This window comes from Streptomyces sp. NPDC005808 (assembly GCF_042871385.1).
In the GTDB taxonomy this organism is placed as follows: Bacteria; Actinomycetota; Actinomycetes; order Streptomycetales; family Streptomycetaceae; genus Streptomyces.
In genome coordinates this window covers 40028-57588 of sequence record NZ_JBIAIK010000008.1, presented here as the reverse complement: position 1 = coordinate 57588, position 17561 = coordinate 40028, and the positions used below count along the sequence as shown (strand labels likewise).

At 67.7% G+C, this 17561-nt stretch carries 12 protein-coding genes and 1 pseudogene; 4 read left to right on the top strand and 9 right to left on the bottom strand.

The annotated features are described in order from the left end of the window. Positions 1-44: 44 nt before the first annotated feature. The 6 genes and pseudogenes from fxlM to ACFYPC_RS19160 form a co-directional block, all read right to left on the bottom strand. Positions 45-2129 (bottom strand): methyltransferase, FxLD system, encoded by a 2085-nt coding sequence (gene fxlM / locus ACFYPC_RS19185; protein WP_388677414.1) that lies wholly within the window; start codon positions 2127-2129, stop codon positions 45-47. 22 nt (positions 2130-2151) lie between these two features. Continuing rightward, positions 2152-3429 carry a lanthionine synthetase C family protein gene (locus ACFYPC_RS19180; RefSeq protein WP_388677411.1) on the bottom strand — a complete coding sequence of 426 codons (1278 nt, stop codon included), beginning with the start codon at positions 3427-3429 and terminating at the stop codon, positions 2152-2154. After that, positions 3426-6356: a lantibiotic dehydratase gene (locus ACFYPC_RS19175; RefSeq protein WP_388677408.1), complete on the bottom strand. Its 2931-nt coding sequence runs from the start codon at positions 6354-6356 to the stop codon at positions 3426-3428. Before ACFYPC_RS19175 ends, ACFYPC_RS19180 begins: the two co-directional genes overlap by 4 nt. Before the next feature lie 244 nt (positions 6357-6600). Continuing rightward, entirely contained in the window at positions 6601-6780 is a 180-nt protein-coding gene (locus ACFYPC_RS19170; protein ID WP_269653284.1) for an FxLD family lanthipeptide, read from the bottom strand. A 192-nt stretch (positions 6781-6972) separates the two neighbouring features. After that, positions 6973-7161: a hypothetical protein gene (locus ACFYPC_RS19165; RefSeq protein WP_388677405.1), complete on the bottom strand. Its 189-nt coding sequence runs from the start codon at positions 7159-7161 to the stop codon at positions 6973-6975. Between the two features lie 226 nt (positions 7162-7387). Further along, a pseudogene (locus ACFYPC_RS19160) lies at positions 7388-7833 on the bottom strand (ATP-binding protein). A 240-nt stretch (positions 7834-8073) separates the two neighbouring features. On the opposite strand from ACFYPC_RS19160, the gene ACFYPC_RS19155 reads away from it, so the two are divergent. From ACFYPC_RS19155 to ACFYPC_RS19140, 4 genes are all read left to right on the top strand, one after another. Further along, positions 8074-9354 (top strand): XRE family transcriptional regulator, encoded by a 1281-nt coding sequence (locus tag ACFYPC_RS19155; protein WP_388677402.1) that lies wholly within the window; start codon positions 8074-8076, stop codon positions 9352-9354. Continuing rightward, on the top strand, positions 9351-9890 hold the full coding sequence (locus tag ACFYPC_RS19150) for a GNAT family N-acetyltransferase (RefSeq protein ID WP_388677399.1): 540 nt from the start codon (positions 9351-9353) through the stop codon (positions 9888-9890). The genes ACFYPC_RS19155 and ACFYPC_RS19150 overlap by 4 nt, the downstream gene beginning before the upstream one ends. A gap of 427 nt (positions 9891-10317) precedes the next feature. After that, a complete protein-coding gene (locus tag ACFYPC_RS19145) occupies positions 10318-11127 on the top strand; it encodes a hypothetical protein (protein ID WP_388677397.1) in 810 nt (269 codons plus the stop codon). Further along, on the top strand, positions 11114-12283 hold the full coding sequence (locus ACFYPC_RS19140; protein WP_388677394.1) for a helix-turn-helix domain-containing protein: 1170 nt from the start codon (positions 11114-11116) through the stop codon (positions 12281-12283). Before ACFYPC_RS19145 ends, ACFYPC_RS19140 begins: the two co-directional genes overlap by 14 nt. A gap of 384 nt (positions 12284-12667) precedes the next feature. On the opposite strand, the gene ACFYPC_RS19135 is transcribed toward ACFYPC_RS19140, so the two are convergent. The 3 genes from ACFYPC_RS19135 to ACFYPC_RS19125 form a co-directional block, all read right to left on the bottom strand. Next, positions 12668-13303: an IS3 family transposase gene (locus ACFYPC_RS19135; protein WP_388677391.1), complete on the bottom strand. Its 636-nt coding sequence runs from the start codon at positions 13301-13303 to the stop codon at positions 12668-12670. Continuing rightward, entirely contained in the window at positions 13303-13545 is a 243-nt protein-coding gene (locus ACFYPC_RS19130; protein WP_388677388.1) for a transposase, read from the bottom strand. The genes ACFYPC_RS19135 and ACFYPC_RS19130 overlap by 1 nt, the downstream gene beginning before the upstream one ends. Before the next feature lie 199 nt (positions 13546-13744). After that, entirely contained in the window at positions 13745-17491 is a 3747-nt protein-coding gene (locus ACFYPC_RS19125) for a P-loop NTPase fold protein (RefSeq protein ID WP_388677386.1), read from the bottom strand. Between the last annotated feature and the right edge of the window lie 70 nt (positions 17492-17561).

Genomic DNA, 17561 nt, shown 5'->3' with positions numbered 1-17561 from the left:
CGCCGGCCGTACGACGGCGGGCACCGTCCGCTACGTAAGGGGCGTCACTGCCAATCGACGACGATGCGGTTCAGCGGGGTGTCGAGAGCGAAGAGGCCGGGGCGGTACTCGATGACGGGGGCGTCGAGGGGCTGGATCTCGAACGTGGCCTCGCGATCGCGGTATTCGCGGTCCCATGTGCGGATGGCGTCGGCGACCTTCGCGGCCAGCTCGTCGCTGCCGGGACCGTGGCCGATGACGCCGAACTCCCAGAGCTTGTCGCCCTCGGGGGTCTTCTCCTCCGACAACCGCCGTGCCAGGTAGGTGACTGCGCCCTTGTCGACGGCTGCGGTTGAGGAGGGGTAGGGGTCCTCGGTGAGCAGGGTGCCCTTGGCGCTCTGGGGGAACAGCATCCGGATCAGGCCGGAGGGAAGGGCGCAGGTGATGAACAGTTCCATCCACTCCGGCGACTCCATGGCGCGGACCGTCATGCCGGTCCATTCCTCGGTGCGCGGCTGATTCAGGACACCGGCGAGGGTGTCGGCGTCGATGTTCTGCCCGGCGGGAGCCTGGAGCCGGACGGTGCCGTCCGTGTTGAGCGGGATAACTCGGCGGTCGTCGTCGGCGATGCCGCGCCGGAGCGGCATGAAGGTGTTCATCTCGCTGCCGAGGGACACCCATCGGCCGTCGCGCTTCTCGTAGGCGATGGAGCGGGAGACGCTGCCCTTGAGGCGCTGGGGGACGAGGAGCCGTCCGCCGGGGGCGAGTTGCTGCAGCCAGGAGTGCGGCACGCCGTGCGCGCCCACGGTGGCGATGATCCGGTCGTACGGCGCTCCTTCGGCATATCCGAGGGCTCCATCGCGGGTCACGGCCTCGACGTTGGTGATCCCTGCGGCGGCGAGGTGTGCGCTGGCGCCCTCCACGAGGTCGTCGTCGACGTCCAGAGTGGTCACCTGCCCGTTCTCGCCGACCAGGTGGGCCAGCAGAGCGGCGTTGTAGCCGGTGCCGGCGCCGAGTTCGAGAACGCGCTCGCCGGGCCGGGCGTCGAGCTGGTCCAGCATGAGGGCGACGACGCCCGGCTGGGAGGCACAGGAGATGGAGGTGCCGTCGGTGTCGTACTTGATGTGCACCGGTGCGTTGGCGTAGGCGTCTTCGAGTGACGCTTCAGGCACGAACACGTGGCGGGGCACAGTGCGCAACGCGGTCTCGACGGCGGTCGTGCGGGCGTGTCCTTCCGCGCGAAGCTGGTCGACCAGGGCGTTGCGGAGGCGCTCGGCGTCCGACGTGGGGGTGGCGATCGTGTCGGTGTTCACCGCGCTGACGCTATCGGCGTCGGCTGGTGCCTCGTCGGGCGACGCGGTGTTGTCACTTGTTCCCATGATTACCTCTCGTGCGATGTTGGACAGGGCGCTCTGGTCGTCCCGGAGGAGACCGGCGCGGTTGGCGTGGAAGATCACGTGATGGGTGATGACGGCTCGCAGACCGCGGGTGAGGGCACCGCGGCCGGCAAGGCGAGCGAGCGTGGCTCCTGCCCGTTCGAAGGCGGTAACCCATTCGTCGTGCGTGTGGAGCGGGCCGTCCGGACGGCAGAGACCGTGGGCATCGACGGTCATCAACTTCCGCATGGCCGAGACCAGTTCGGCGGCTTGTTCGGGTGGTGGTGGAGGGGTGGTGGCCGGCCGGAGGGAGGCGACCTTCGCCCATACGTCGCCCTGTTCGAACCAGTCGAGTCCGGCGCCGCGCATCATGGCGCTCGCGAGCAGGACGGCGGTCTCCCGGCGTCCCAGGTGATCCGGGCTGGGCCGGTAGGTGAGCAGGTGGCGGGAGTCCCGGTGGAACAGTTCGTGGGCGGCGTCCATGGCCTTCGGGCCGCCGAACGTGTCGGTCTCGGGCTCGTAGATGCAGGGCAGCCACGACACGGCTACGCCGTCTCCGACGAGATCGCTCAGCAGCGACTCGATGACCGGTGAGGGCTCCTTGGCGAGGTAACGCAGTGGCCAGGGCTGCTTGTTCATGAACCACCAGCCGGTGAGCTGCCCGTCGGCCTGAGCCGTGATCAGAGCTGGGCCGATGCGTTCGGTGATGACGCGCCGGGCGCTCTCGCGGTCGACGAAAGTGATGTTGTGCTGCTGCCAGCGGTCGGAGGCCATAGGGGGTCCTTCGGTCGATGGATCAGGCGATGAGCAGGCAGGCGTCCCAGGCGGACCGGGGCGGTTCGGCGGTGCTGGGGGCGAGGAGCGCCAGGGCTGTGCCGGTGGCGCCGTCGAGTAGACCGGGGCCTCGTTCCTCGTCCTGGATGAGCGCCGTGGCGGTGCGCGCGGGGTCGGTGCCCGGCGGGTGGACCGCAGCCAGGAGTGCGGGGACCGCGGCGCGGAGTTGGCCCACGGTCGAGAGGTGGGCGTCGTCGGCCGTACGGGCGGCGATGTGGGCGAGGCCGGCGAAGCCGTGGCACAGGCCGTTGTCCGTGGTGACCTTCAGCTGGTCGGGATCGGTGAGAGCAGCCACGAGCGCGTTCTCCGCCTCGATCTGGCGGTCGGTGTCGCCGAGAGCGAGTGCGGCGAGTTGTTGGGCGCGGGCGAGGCCGGCGGTGCCGTAGCACCAGGAGGGCCGCCGGGGCGCAGACAGGGCGAGGCGCCCCGTACGCAACTCGCCCCGGGTGATCCAGTAGGGCCAGGCCGGTCCGCTGGCGGTCTCCTCCTGCCAGCGGTCCAGCCACGCCAGGATGGTGCGCAGTGCTGCGTGCTGCCCGTCGGTGGCAATGCCCTTCCGGGCGGCGAGGGCCAAGAGCGCGAGCACGCCTCCGATGCCGTGGGCCATGCCGGTGTTGGCGTGTCCGCCAGGGAACCGGTCATCGTCGGGGCTGCCCGAGGGGCCTGTCTCCGTCCACCAGCCCGGCAGGGTCTCGCCATGATGAGTGATCGGTTCGGTGAGGCGTACGCAGTAGTCGAGGACTGCGCGCATCAAGGGGCTGCCGGGGTCGCGGCGCAGGAGGTAGGCGCCGTATCCGGTGAGGCCCCGGATAGCGTCGAACTCGGCGAGCTCCGGCAGGCGTCCGGCATCGATGCGGCGATGTGCGGCGTCGAGACGGCGCCCGGCGTCGGCCGCGATCTGCCGGTCCATCGTGTTCAGAGCGCGCTGGTAGGAGCCGGGTAGGTGGTCGGCGGCGCAGGCCAGGGTGTGGGCAAAGGCGGGCGCCCCGTAGAAGGGATAGCTGTCGGGGCCGCTGGTGAACGGCTGGCAGGAAGCGGCGGCCAGCCAGTCATGAGCGCGCTGCCACGGTCCCAGGCCGTTCGCGGCCCGCTCGATGTGCAGGAGCGCGATGCCGGGAGGTCCGTAGGCGAGGTGCTGCCGGTGTGAGGATGTTGCCCGGGGTCCGAGGGGTGCCGTGTGGGGGTCGGCGAGTTGGGCAGCGACGGCGTCGACCTGGTCGAGCGCGGGGTGGGCGGTCATGAGGTCCTCCCGGTGGTGCGGGCGGTCCAGGCCAGGGCGGCGGCGCGCGCAAGGTAAAGGCACACCTCTTCCTCGGGGAAGTTCACGGCGATGTGCCGCACGAAGTGGACGTGCAGCAGGGAGGTCAGGACGTCGTCGATGGCGATGCCCTGGGTGTCCGGGCCCGGCAGGTGCGGTCGGTACCCGGCGAGTGCTGTATCCCGGTCTTCCCATCCCGACACGACGGCGTCCCCGCCCGGGACACGGCGTAGCGCTGCCCAGTCGTCGGACGGGTTGGCAAGCCGTACGGCCTCGGTGAACTGCGGGCGAGGAACGGGCGCGGGGGCTGTCGGCGGGATGTGGTCGATCAGCCACCGCATCCCGGCTTCGGTGCTGCCGAGGAACGCGGAGGCGACGGCGACGATGTGGGCCGCCACCAGCGTGCGCGCGCCGGGGCGCTGCGGCTGCGCGAGCTGGGTCAGGACGGCGCGTGAGTCCGCCCGGAACACCTCTTCGGCTGCCTCCCATGCGGCGCCGGAGCCCCAGCGGCCCATCTCGCGGTAGGAGGTGGGGTACCGCAGATCGGCCAGCAGGCCGACGTCACGCAGCTCGTCGGCCCAAGCGCTCACCGAACCGGCCGTCTCGGCGAAGGCTTCTGGGGCGGGGAGTGCGATGCGTACGCGGAGGTGTTGGTCTGGGTCGCGGAAGCGGATGAACCACCAAGGTGGGTTGCCGAGTTGTTCGAGGAGGACGGGCAAGTGCCGTGCAAGGAGGGTGTCTTGGCGGCGGGAGTCTCCGTACAGAGTGGCCAGAAGTACGGGGGAGGAAGCGGGGGTTTGGATCTGGGCCGGGGAGAGGATGCGGGCCTGGGTGGGGGCGGGCAGGCGCGGCCATGTCGACGGTCGGGTCGCCTTGAGAGGCACTACGACCTCGTGTGCTCGCCCGTCGCACCAGCCGTACGTCTCCGGTTCGGGGGCCTCGACGATCACGGCCAGGTCCATACGGTCGAGGTGTTGGCGCAGTAGCGTCCGGTGGCCGGCCTCGTCGAGGTCGAGGAAGAGGCGTCGGTCGTCCTCCACGAGGTGGACGCGACGAGGCAGTCGCCGCCGGGCCCGCCAGTCGGTGAGCGCGGCGTCCCACTCGGCCCGAGGACGGGCGCGGCCGGGCAGTTCGAACGACTCCAGCCGCCAGCGTGCCGGGGCCAGCACCGTGCGCCCGTACCGCAGGCGTGGAAGGAACGGCATCGCTGCGGCGGCGCCCCAGTCGAACACGGTGACCTGGGCGCACTGGGCGCGGGACAGATCAGTGAGGAACCGCACCAGCGGCGGAGTGTGGGTGAGCAGGTTCAGCGCGTTCATCCCGACGGCCTCGACGCGGTGGCCGCGGTCAGGGGCGGCCAGGTACATGCGGCGGCCGTCGCACCCCACTGCCAAGTCCGCTGGGGTGAGGACGGCGTCCTCCGGAGCGCGGTATTCCTGGAGGCTGATCACGGTGGGCAGGACCTGTGGGGCGCGGGTGACGTGGGCACTCTCGGGGAGCAGCGGCGGGAAAGAGAGCTGCGCGGATACGGTGTTGCCGTCCGCAGCGGGAAGGTCGGCGAGTTCTGTGGCCAGGGCCTCGCGGTCGGTGGGGGTCAGCACGCTGAGGAACCGGCCCGTGGAGACACCGGCGCCACGGGACACGCTCACAACCTCTAGCCGGAACCGCCCGCGCTGCAACTCTCCCAGGTCAGCCGCGTACACCCTCACACCCACCTCCAGGTGCGGCGGCAGCCGGGGCTCGTCGGGCCCCACGTCCAGGGCCGCAACCAATTCGTCGGTGACTAGCACCTCGTCGCGGCCGTCGAGTGCGGCGGCCTGCGCCAGTCGTACGAGGGCGTCGTCCCGGGCGGAGAGGCGAGGTCGACGCGCGCCGGCCGGACTGCCCGGGTAGTCGTCGGGATATCCGGTGCCGCTGTCCCCCACGACCTCCTGGAGCGGCACCATCGTGCCGATGCCATATCGCTCATAGAACCGCTGGTGGTATTCGCCCCACGCCACGGTCCCGTACGGGCGGGTGCTCACCCGGGTCAGGATGAGGGCCGCACGCTCGATCTCCCGGGCTACTTCGTCCGGCAGAACGATCTGCGCGTCCAAGCGCAGGTCGAGCGCGACGGGGTGGCGGCGCAGGCCGGGCACGAGGGCCCGCATCCGTGCTGCGACGCTGTCCCGGCCACCGCGCGTGGCGCACTCCTCCAGTCCCGCCCGGACCGCGCGAAGCTCGCGCACCGTCTCTGCGACCGGAGCGAGGCTTCCGGCATCGATCGCGTCGAGTCGACCGAGCAGATAGCCGAGGGCATCGGTCTCGGTGCTCGGCGCGTGCAAGCTCGTGATCAGCACCCGCCGCCGGATTAGCTCGGCCAGCAGATGACGCGCCCTTGCCGATCCTGCCGCGGGGAACTCTGCCCGGAGCTTGTCCACGAGCATTCCGACCTGGATCGGCGCCCGGGCCAAGGTGAGGACCGCGCGCACCGGTGCGGTCAGAGCAAGGGACGTCTCGACCGCGCGAGTCCGGTCGTCCTGGACGTCGGGCTGGAACGGCACGATGAGCCGGTCTCCCCGCCTGGTCACAGTGTTGTTGACGACAACGGGCAGCCGTTCGAGGAGGCCCGGGCACGACTCCAGCCGGTCGATCACGGCGGCCAGCCACTCTGCCCCCGCGCGGGCGATGGGCACGTGCTCCGTGCCCCAGCTCGAACTCGTCTGCGGACCGAACTCCGCGGTGGTCACGCCGGCGAACAGGCCGAAAGGCGTAGCCCGGTGCTCGGACCGCAGCAGATAGCGGGCTACGGACTGCGCTGCGCGCCGTGTGTCCCGCAGAGGCGGCTGCTCGGTCTTGCACAGGGCCTGCAATTGCGCGGCCAGGACCGGGCTGGAGTGTTGCAGTGCCTCGGCGACATCCTGGTTCACCCAGACCGTACGCAGCCACGTGACACAGGCCGTCAAGCTGCTGGGCGAGCGGTCATCGAGGTCAGGGCACGGAGGAACCGGCAGCGACGGCCGGGCTACGGCGCGCACGAGAGCTGTTGTGCCGGTTCGGAACGCTGCGGGCGGAGCAATCACCAACTACCTCCGTGGGGCGTGGGGAAACGGGCGGCTGGTGCCGCCACGCCGGGGCGCGGCGGCACCAGCCCGGAGTGACCTGAGGCCCGGGTCAGGCGACGTTGGTGGTGCAGGCTCCGCAGGTGGAGCCGCAGCCGTCGTCGGTCAGATTGACCAGGCCCGCCGGGTCGGCGATCTCGACGAGAGAGACGTCCAGGTCGAAGCCGTCCGATGATCCCGGGGTCTGCGGGTGCACTTCGGTACGGCTGGGTACTACGCGGTTACGGGTCATGCTCCAACTCCTCGCAATCGTTGGTGTGTTGCTGGACTGTGGTGCCCACCAGGACCCATCACGCGGAGCGCTGCCGGACGCTTTGCTCCCCGGACGGTTTCTGGCCCACCCGGCACGAGGGGACGTGACCCGCGTAGGAACTCCTCGCGGGCTGCCTGCCTCGCACCGGGAAGTCGTGTGCCGGGACTCTGATCAAGCGGACGCCGGCCGCCGCTCCATGAAGTAGCCGAGTGCCTGAGCCTGGAGGCGGTCGAGGCACGGCTCGCACGCGTAGAAGGGGGCGTGTTGCCCGTCCCACTGCACCGGGCCGAGCCAGATCACCAGGACTCCGGTGCGCTCGCAGCCGAGCCAGCAATCACCGGTGATCCATGGCCACTCCATGGAGAACGTCCCCTTTCTCAGCTGGTCGGGATGGTCGATCTGGCCGCTTGGCAGTCGGGTATGCAGGCCCAGAGCCGGGACGGCAGGCCCCGGTGGCGTACCTCACCCAGCACCCGGCCACTCGCTCCCAGCGGGCGGGCGCAGAGGGCACAGTCCATGGCCATCTGCTGACGGGGGCGGAGCTGGGCGACGTGCGGGAGCGGCGGGCTCGCCGTGGCCGGGGTCCTCACGCGCCGTCCTTGATAAGGAGTTCGGCCCAGACTTCCTTGCCCCATGGGCGCCTGCCCGAGCTGTGCAGGTCGTAGCCCCAGCGGTCGGCGACTGCATCGATGAGGAGCAGTCTGCGGCCCGACTCGTCATCGTCATCGGCTGGGCTGAGAGTCGGCAAGCGCGCCGGCTCTCGGTCCAACACCCCGACACGTAGCCGTGTCGGGCTCGGCCGCTCGACCAACAGGCGGATCTCGTGGCACGGGGTGTGCCTGGCGGCGTTCGCGATCAGCTCTGTGATGATCAGCGCGGCGTGGTCGGCGAGGTTGTCGAGGTGCCATATGCCGAGGACATCCAGGACGAGCTTGCGGCCGATCTCGGCCGTGGACGGCTGGAGGGGAAGCTCTGGCTATAGGCGGGGCGGCCGACTGAGGCGACGTGAACTTGCGTAGTGAGACTCGTCATTGGGGGAGCCTTCGGGTTGTCTCGGCGCCCGGCCGACCCCCGCGGGGGAACCTCAGGGGCGGGCCGGGCCGTCAACAGCCGCCCGCACGGTGGGGCGTGGAGGGCGACCGACAACAAGACAACTCCCTTTCCTGGCAAGGTGATTAGGGCGATCCAGCGTCCGTCCAACGGAAGGACCTAGGGCGATTTGACCTCCCCTTTACCTGGTGGGTGAGGGGGCGTGAGAGCTACCGTGCGGGGATGGACACCACGCGCAACACCGTCCTTGAGGCGTGGATGGCCGAACACGGCTACAGCTCCAACAGCCTTGCTGACGCTGTGAACAGGGCTTTGGAGCAGTTAACGGGGCGGCCTGGCGGTCTCGACGGCTCATCGGTCCGGGCCTGGAAAGCAGGCCGGGTTACGTGGCCCAAATCGGCTACCCGTAAGGCACTTGAGGGCGTCAGCGGCCTGCCCGCCATCGCTTTAGGGTTCGTGCCACGGGGCCGGCCTTCGTTCACCCCAGCCCCACCGCAGCAGGAGGACCCCGACATGAAGCGCCGTACCCTTGTCGGCGGCATCGCGGCGGCTGCCGCCGCAGCAGCCGCGCCCGGCACCGCAACGCGCCGCATCGGCATGAGCGACGTCGACCGCCTCCAGAAGCGCTTCGCCGAGATCATCGCCAGCGACCACCGCCATGGCGGCCAACTCGGCATCGAGCAACGGGCCGCCGCGCTCGCCGACGAGGCACTGAACCTCCAGAACGCCGGCAGCGCCAGCCAGCGCGTACGCAGCAGCCTCTACGCGTCCGCAGCGGCCTTCCGTTCCTCGGCGATGTGGGCCGCCATCGACGGCCGCCGCTACGACGTTGCCAAGGCGCACATGCGTGAGGCCCAGGCCCTCGCCGAGATGTCCGGCGACCAGGAGATCAAGTTCCGCATCTGGAGTCACGCAGGAACCATGTACCGCCACATGGGCCGCCCCGCCGACGCATTCGCCGCAAACGACGTCGCCCGCAACCTGCACCTCACACGCCGTGACCCGCTGTTCGCGTCCCTCGGCCTCGCCCGGCAGGGCGCCATCCATGGCGCGGCGCAGGACCGCACCGGAACCCGTCGCGCGTTCGAGCAGGCGCAGGACGCCATGCTGCGTGCCGACCCCGCCGACTACCGGCCGGTGTGGATGCTCGCCTTCTACGACCAGGCCGAGCTGGACTCCCTGGCCCTGTCAGCGCACTTGGCGCTCGGCGACTACTCGACCGCCGAGTACCACGCCCACCGCTGCCTGTCCGCCCTCCGGCACCACATGGTCCGGTCCTTCGCCATCACCACGACCCGGCTCGCACACGCCCAGCTCGCACAGGGCGCCCCCGACGCCGCCACGGCCACCGCGATGAAGGTCCCCGCCGACGCCGCTACCCAGCACGCCCGGGTCACGCGCATGCTGCAGGAGTTCGGGGCCGCGCTGCGTGCCACCGCGACGGGCAGCTCCAGCGTGCAGACCTGGACCGAGCACACTGCCACCTGGAGGATGGCCGCATGACCAAGGCGCCCGCCATCGAACTGCGCACGTTCACCACCCTCGACTCCGTCCGCGGCGACCTCCTCGACGTGTACGCCGACGTGCGCGCCCCGCTGCTCCACCTGCCGAACTACGCGGTCACCGCGTTCGGCGAGCGCTTGGACCGGCACGGCGCGGAGCCGGGGTTCACAGCTGTCCTCGCGTACGCGGACGGGCATCCGGTCGGCTACGCCTACGGCAACACGATCGAGCACGGAGACCGCTACTGGCAGCGCATCAGCCCGGCGCCTGCGGAGAAGTACACCGAGCGCCCAGCCGTGGCACTCAAGGAGATCGGTGTCCGCTTGACCTGGCGGAAGACCGGCACCGCCCGCCACATCCATGACGCCCTACTCGCCACACGCGAAGAGACGTACGTCACGCTCATGGTCAACCCAGCTGCTGGGGACGGAAAGGTCCACGCGCTCTACAAGTTGTGGGGCTACGAGGGCATCGGCCAGAGCCAGCCGTCAGCGGCCTCGCCGCTGCTCACTGTGATGATCTGCGCCATCCGCTGACCGGCACCCAGCGCCCGGCCTTGACTTCCACCTGTCCATCGCCGCGACGATGGACAGGTGGAGTATTGCGCTGGTGATAGGGACGGGTTCGTTGCTGCTCTACCTGCCGCTGGTTGGAGAGTTGCGCACGCGTGAGCGGAGGGACGGTCATGGCCCCTCCGGCCAGCAATAGGGCAATGGCCTCGGTCTCCGAAAGCCCGCCTCGCGAACTGTCGCCACCAGCGACGCTGAATCGCGGGTGGCCAGCGGGTAGCCGCCCCAGAGCCAGTGCTCCTCCGTGGCTGACGGACGCGTGGTGACGCCGAGGAGGGCCAGCGAGAGAAATGCGCGTGCTAGAGAAGCGCTTGTGCAAGAACTCGTACATCAACTAAAGTCCCCTTGGTAGCGAAGTGCTCCAATGCGAAGTCCGACCAGAGGAGTCGTCCGCATGAGTGTGTCTCTTTCACCCTGGGCGACCGAGGTGTTCGGCAAGCAGGCGTCGGTAGTCCACGTAGGCCTCGGACAGGCGTTGCGGAACATGCAGGCCAACGCCCAGGCTGCGCAGGAACAGGCGGATTCGCGTACCAACCACACCTACGGCTCGGCCCGTTGGCAGGGCCAGTTCGAGCGGGTGTGGGAGGAGCTGAGGGATCTGCCGGGCGCCACGCCCGTCAAGCCGTTCGGGTTTCCGTTTGAGCTCATAGTCGTCGGCAACGGTCTGCTCTACCCGTTCCTCTACTCGAAGACCACGTCGGACGTGCGCACAGCCCGCATCCCCCGTGAGTCCCAGTTGGTGAGGGAACTGTTCACCTTCGCGCCCGAACCGGCCCATGTACAAGACGCCTTCGACTTCGACGGCTTCGGCGAGAACGGTCAGGAGGCGGAGCCGCGAGGTGGTCTCGCATCCTTGCCTCCCGGCACCCGCTTGGTCCTGGTGCCCTTCGCGTGCAATGCCTCAGAGCTGCTGGAGGCACACTGGGGCATCGCCGCACTCGGTGCGGAGCGACGCCTGGAGTGGGAGACGGTTCCCGAGGCGCTTACCCTGCCCGACACCGTCACTTCCCATGGGCAGCACCTGAGGAGCATCCCCAAGCAGACGACTGCGTCCGAGTCGGCACTGACCAGCTTCGACGGCGGAGCAGAGCCGGCCCTTACGCTGTCGTCGCGTGCGAACGTTGATCAACTGCGCGACATTCTGCCACTGACCGAAGCAGAGCCGGCCGACGACCAGACCAGCGAAGGCGATGCGAACCATTAAGCAAGATCTCATCCCGGGCTTGGAGGAGCGGGGCACCACACCCCGCGCCATCTCCGACGGCTTCGACCCCGCCCGACTGACGCAAGCGCGCCGGCTGGCTGAGATGACGAAGAAGGACGTCGCGCATGCCCTTGGGGTGACCCCGGCAGCCGTGGGCCAGTACGAGACGGGGGTATCCCGTCCTCGCCCCGACCTCATCCCCCGTCTTGCCGAGACCCTCGGCGTACCTGCCACGTTCTTCCTGGTCGGCCGTCCGGCAAACCGGCTCGACTCCTCCATGGCTCACTTCCGTAGCTTGCGCAGTACGCCGAAGTCCCAGAGGGAACGGGCCCTGGCCTTCGCGGAACAGGTGTGGGAACTCACCTACGCCCTGGAACGCCGGATTCAGCTTCCCCTCGTGAACCTGCCTGGCTTCGCCGGCGGTGAGGTTCACCCGGGAGCTGAACTGCCCACGGACCCAGCGGCGGCGGCACGCGAGTTGCGAAGGCGCTGGGGTCTGGGAGACGGTCCCGTCACCCATCTCGTCCGACGCATGGAATCCCACGGCATCGTCGCTGTGATGCCTCCGGCATCCGACCCCTCGGCCGCAACTGTGGACGCCTTCTCTACCCGGGCGGTGAGGCCCCTCGTTGTTCTCACAGCCAACCGAGCCGACGACGTCTACCGCCATCGCTTCACAGCTGCCCATGAACTCGGGCATCTCGTACTCCACGGCGACGCCACGGGTGACAGTCGTCAGGAGAAGGAAGCCGACGCCTTCGCTGCCGAGTTCCTCACTCCCCAAGACATCATCCTCCCCCTCCTGCCCAAGCGGATGGACCTCGCGAGACTGGCCGAACTCAGGCAGGTCTGGGGTGTCTCCATCCACTCACTCGTCTACCGATGCCGTGAACTTGGGCTCATCTCGGACGCCACGACTAGCCGTACATACCAACGCTTGCGAGCACTGGATGGCCAGCCCGGCTTCATTCCGGAGTCGGTATCTGGCTACTCCGGCGAGCAACCATCGCTGCTGCGCCAAGCATTCGACCTGGCCTGCGGGGAAGCGGGTCTGTCGGTGGTCAAACTGGCGCATGAGCTGGCCTGGACGACCGAGCGCGTCCGAGAACTGCTCGATGTTCAGGAACAGCGCCCGGTACTACGGCTCGTGCAGTAGCAACTCAGTTCTGACGAGCCGCACCGCAACGACCAGGATCCGGTCCGGGACGACCTGTAGCAATACGCAGGCTTCACTGTGAACGGTGTGCTGATCGTGGGCGCCGCAGGCTACCCGACGAAGGGCACTGCCTCTGCCGGAGTCCAGCGGCAGTCTCCGGCACGGCCGGACGGACGGAGAAAACCCAGATCGGAGTCGCGCCCGGGCTCGTTCAGCGGCGCGATCGTCGGTTGGCGTCTCGGGTGCTGCGACCGAGGCTATTGGGACTCTCCTGCGCGACCAACGCATTCGGCAAGGAACTGGGCTCTCGCAGCCTGCCGACACACCCGCGCCAGTAGGTCGGGGTGAGCTGACCCGAGTTTCGTAGAGTCCGGTGATCTTGTTTCAGGCGGACTGCGGGGCTTGCTCCTGGCTTCGCCGGAAGCCGCGTTCGTACTCGGCGGGCGGTACGTAGTCGAATGCGGAGTGCAGGCGTTCTTCGTTGTACCAGGTGACCCACTGGAAGATCGCCCGCTCGACCTGGTCGAAGCCGGTCCAGGGGACCTGGATCTCGATCAGCTCGGCCTTGAAGGTGCCGTTCAGTGCCTCGGCCATCGCGTTGTCATAGCTGTCCGCGACGGAGCCGACCGACGCGGAGGCGCCGATGTCGGCGAGCCGCTCGGTATAGCGAATCGACACATATTGTGAACCCCTGTCGCTGTGGTGAATGAGGCCGGAGTCCGTCTTGATTCTCCGTCTCCACAGGGCCATCTCCAGTGCGTCCAGCGGGAGTTCGGTGCGCATGTGGTTGGCGACCTGCCAGCCGACGATCATCCGCGAGTACACGTCCAGGACGAACGCCACATACGCCCAGCCCGACCATGTGCGGACATACGTCATGTCCGCTACCCACAGCTGATCCGGCCGTGAGGCGGTGAAGTCGCGGTCGACCAGGTCCGGCGGGCGGGGCGCCGACGGCGCCGCCACGGTGGTCCGCCGGCGTTGACCACGGATCACGCCCTCCAGGCCCAGCTCGGCCATCAGGCGCTCGACGGTGCAACGGCGTTCTCTTTGCGGAGTTGCTTGAGTTCTTCGAGTTCCGCCGTGCTCAGCCGGTCGTCACGTTCACCGGCGTCCGCCTCGGCCCGGCGGACCCACTGCCGCAGGGCCTCCTTGTGGATGCCGAGGTCCTTCGCGACGTGCGCGACGGGGCGACCAGTGGCGCGGACCTCGCGGATCACGCGCTCACGCAGTTCGTCGGGGTACTTCCGTGGTGCAGGCACTGATGTGGTTCTCCTTCGCCAGGATCGTAACCCTGACATCAGGGACTCCACGAAACAGGGCGCAGCTCAGCCCCCTGTTCGAACCCCACCGACCACACGAGCGGATAGAGAACAGCCAGTGAGACAGCGGACCGACTTATGCCGTCGGCTCGACGGAAACACCAACGGCGGGTAGTTGCGCAACTGCTCCTCTGGCTCCTCAGTCGTCGTTGCTGCGGCTGATGCGCTGGCTCATTTTCAACAGACCGGTGCGCTCGGTGCGGTATCCGACGGCTGTCAGTGTCTTGATGCTTCGCTCTTCAAGGTTGCTCCACTTCTTGACGGTGGCCTCGACGGTCTGACGTACGGCGGTCCGCATTCCCATGGGTACGGACTCCATGAGCTGTGGCAGACATTGAAGTGCGTGCTCAGCGGCTCCTTGGCCGGCTTCGAGCATGGGGAGGAGGATTGCTTGGATCAGGTCGCGGCGGGCGGCTAGGGTCGTAATGTTCGCGGCCTTCCAAAGATCGAGAATGGCCCGACGATCGGGATTTTTGGATACGCGGGTATACCTATCGATCAGGAGCTCGGCCGTGAAAGCGTCTGGGAGCGAGGGCCACCCGGCTGCGATCAGCATGTGCTCCGGCAGGCGAGTGCCTGGACCTCCCAGCAAGTCCCTCCAGAAACCAGCCTGTTCCTGCGCGGGCAGATCAGTCAGTCGTGAGGCAATAGCCTGAAGTAGCGCCACGTCGGTTTGCAGCGACCGTTGTTGCCGTAGACCTGCGGAGACGGCGGTGTACAGCTCCGAAGCCGAGGGCTCTTCAAGAGAGATCCACTCAGCCAGCGTTTCGCCGACACGGTTGGGGCGGCTGCCGACGTAGGCGGCCATTTCCGCCGCTGGCGGCAACGATTGAAGACCGCCCCGGTCGACATTCCCAGTCAGGAGCAGATGGCGCGCGCGGACTCGTAGCCGAGTGTGCTCAAGTCCCGGGAGCCCTCCGGAGTTGTCGAGGGCCTCCACCAAGGCGCGAGCTTTTTCGGGACTCAGCGGTGCTGAGGGAAAGTACAGGTCACGCAGACAGTCGTTCAGGAGTGACTCGACGTAGGCCAGGATCGCGCCGTCCTGCGTCACAACGAGATCGTCTCCGTCGGCGAGCAGTTCGGTAAGGGCTTCCGCTTGATGAGGGACGAAATCTGTTCGCTTCAATAGTCCGCTGTCTTCCAGCGGCTGAAGGACGCCGAGCAGCCTTAGCTGTTCGTCGGCTTCTTCGTCGGTCGACGGGCGAGACAGTGACGGTAGGACAAAGGGCGTGATGTGTGGATAGTGGTCCGGGGGCTGGTTGTCGAAGAGTCGCATGAAGCTGTCCGCGGTGCGAGTGACCACTTCGGGCTCCGGAGCGCCGTCACTCTGGCTGACTCTCGCCCACAGCACACCCAGTAGTTCGTCGAATTCCTGGGTCATGTCGTCGATGGACGACTGTGGGTCCAGCATGCCCAGCCAGTCTGGCCACCGTTCGGTCGCACGTCGCCGGGCGCTCGACAATACTGCCCGCGCCAGGACCTTTTCCCTGATCATGGGGATGGTGCTTGTGTGTCGCTCTACGAGGTTCCGGGAAGGTTGGCTGTCGGACGCCAACAGCAGTTCCACGACAGCATGTGCCGCCTCAGGGCTCTTCTCGCACCAGGTTTCAAGCAGCCATTCCAGTGTCTGCAGCGCCTCGTCAGGAGATCTCGGCTCTGATGAGGAGTCCGGAGCGACTGCTCCAGGCTGAGCTTGGGCTCTCTTCCATGCCTCGTGGGATCCGATCAGTGCCCGCAGTTCCTGCGCGACATGAGGACCGACTTGCGTCATCAGAGTCGTGGCTTGCGAGGAGGGGAGGTCGGCGAGCATGTCCGCCATATCCTCCTCGCCGAGGAGATGGCGGGACACCAACTGTTTTACAAGCTCGGGGTCCGCTGCCAGGGCCGGCCCGACATGGCGGATCACCGTGGCAGCCACCGAAGCACTCTCTCTGACCGAGGAGTGTCGTAGGACGATCGTGCGCATCTCTAGAGCTGCGGAGCGGTCGCTCGCCAGCGCCAGCCGCCAGCAACCGGCCAGTACTTCGTCGGGCAGAGCGTGCGGGGAACTGGTCAGGATTGGTGTGAGTGTCTCAACGGCAGTGTCCGCCATGCCGTCCAGCGGGACGGCAATATCACCACAGACCGCCAAGACAGCGTAGGCGACGTTCTCCCCCTCCAAGCCGATCGCATCCCGGGCCTGCTGCGTCAGCATGGCCAGCGCGGCACCACGCTCTTCGGCAGATAGGCCGCTGACTGACGTCACCACCTCGTCCAGCTCAGCGTTCTGTGCCTGCTGCTCTAGCGCCTCGGCCACGTCAGCGGGAAGCCCAAACACGCTGCCACTCGTCTCAAGGAAGATCAAGTCACGGCGCGGGCCCGGCACCTGCCGTGTCCTCTTGAGATAGGCCACAAGCTGCTGACCGTGATGCTTTCGTACCTCATCAACCTCCGCTTCCTTGTCCTCATCCTCATCGAGGTTGTCAGGGTCGCTGAGACGCTGGTCTACATCAGCGTCAAGGTTGGCGTACCTGCGTGCAGCCTGCCTGACCGGCTCCTCCAATCGGGGAGGCAGATCGGCCCGAGGATCGGCGTCCAGGGTCAGTACGTACTCGCACAGCCGGGGGTCGAGCAGTAGATCCCTCGCAAACAAAGGGAACTCCACTCGCAGACAGACCAGTTTGGCGATCTCCGCAACCCGCGTGGCCGGATCGGTCTCCAGCAGCCCGTCCGCCGCCCGCCGTTGAGCCAGCCGGTAGGTCAGAGCAAACGTATTCAGCAACGCCTTCACCCGGCGCGGGCTGCGCACATGCGAGGGCACAAGGACACTCACGACCAAGTTGATGTCCATGGCCGCCCACAAGCCGTCCCGCCCGCGGACCAGATCGGCGGCAAAGCTGGTCACCTTCGGCACCAGCAAGGGCGGGAGACTGAGCTGGTACTGGAACACCTTGTCGAGATAGCCGCTTCCGCTGCTGTAGTACGGGTTGACGGCGTCGGCTGGCGTGGCCTGTTCCAAAGCGCGCGTAAGAGCCTCCTCCAGGACCTGCTGGTCGGCAGCGACGATGAAGACGCAGCCATCAACCCCCAGAAACGTGCGCAGGGCATCCAGCGTGGCCACGACGTCGGAAGGCTTGCACCTGTCCAGCTCATCGACAAACACGACGAGCCGCTCCACACCGGCACGCCCGACGAGGTCGGCGAAGATCTCCTCGAACTGCTCATCGCTGTCGGCGGCTTCTGTCTTGTGCTCGCGGGTGAGGGTGCGCGAGACCAACACCATCAAAGAGGTCAGCAAGGCCGCCGGCGCGAGGCCCGCTTTCAGCGCTCCGGCAGCCATGCTGGCAAACGTGGGCCGGAACGCACCTCCATGCAGCCAGGCGAAGAGAGCCATCGCGATGCCGAAGAAGACGACAACAGATCCGAAGGTCAGGCTGAACATCCTCAGGAGACGCCCTACATCGTTCCGCCCGAACTGGAGTTGTACAGCGACCCGTCCTCCGTACAGCTCCTCGTGGAACTTCGCATCCCTGATCCCCAAGGCGGTGGCAGTCGCGATAATGAAGTTCCTGCGCAGCGGGTTCTCCGCGTACTTGAAGGCGTCGAAGCGGACGAACCGCACGTTCTTCCGCTTGTCGAGCAATCCCTTCAGGAGATTGGCCACGCCCGACTTGCCGGAGCCCCAAGGGCCCCACACCGCGATATTGGTCGGCGTGGGCACCGACAGCACTACGTCGTAGAGCTGATCGGCGATATGGCTGTGAGCCAATCGGTCACTCTGGGCACTGTCGACCTCGCGGTCCCGGATGAGGTCGTCTGGCGCCATCCGGCTACTGCCCTCTTGCCTCATAGGTGCACCGCCTTCGATCTCTTCACCCACATCACCCCCGAAGTTCGCGGTCTGCACCGGTACTTCGCCTGCGCAACACGATAAGCGCCACCACTGACAACAGGACATTCACGCGTTCACGGTGGTC

Bases quoted from the DNA above. Each gene is read 5' to 3' on its own strand.
- fxlM (WP_388677414.1), bottom strand. From the start codon at position 2,129: ATGGCCTCCGACCGCTGGCAGCAGCACAACATCACTTTCGTCGACCGC.
- ACFYPC_RS19180 (WP_388677411.1), bottom strand. From the start codon at position 3,429: ATGACCGCCCACCCCGCGCTCGACCAGGTCGACGCCGTCGCTGCCCAA.
- ACFYPC_RS19170 (WP_269653284.1), bottom strand. From the start codon at position 6,780: ATGACCCGTAACCGCGTAGTACCCAGCCGTACCGAAGTGCACCCGCAG.
- ACFYPC_RS19165 (WP_388677405.1), bottom strand. From the start codon at position 7,161: ATGGAGTGGCCATGGATCACCGGTGATTGCTGGCTCGGCTGCGAGCGC.
- ACFYPC_RS19155 (WP_388677402.1), top strand. From the start codon at position 8,074: ATGGACACCACGCGCAACACCGTCCTTGAGGCGTGGATGGCCGAACAC.
- ACFYPC_RS19150 (WP_388677399.1), top strand. From the start codon at position 9,351: ATGACCAAGGCGCCCGCCATCGAACTGCGCACGTTCACCACCCTCGAC.
- ACFYPC_RS19145 (WP_388677397.1), top strand. From the start codon at position 10,318: ATGAGTGTGTCTCTTTCACCCTGGGCGACCGAGGTGTTCGGCAAGCAG.
- ACFYPC_RS19140 (WP_388677394.1), top strand. From the start codon at position 11,114: ATGCGAACCATTAAGCAAGATCTCATCCCGGGCTTGGAGGAGCGGGGC.
- ACFYPC_RS19135 (WP_388677391.1), bottom strand. From the start codon at position 13,303: ATGGCCGAGCTGGGCCTGGAGGGCGTGATCCGTGGTCAACGCCGGCGG.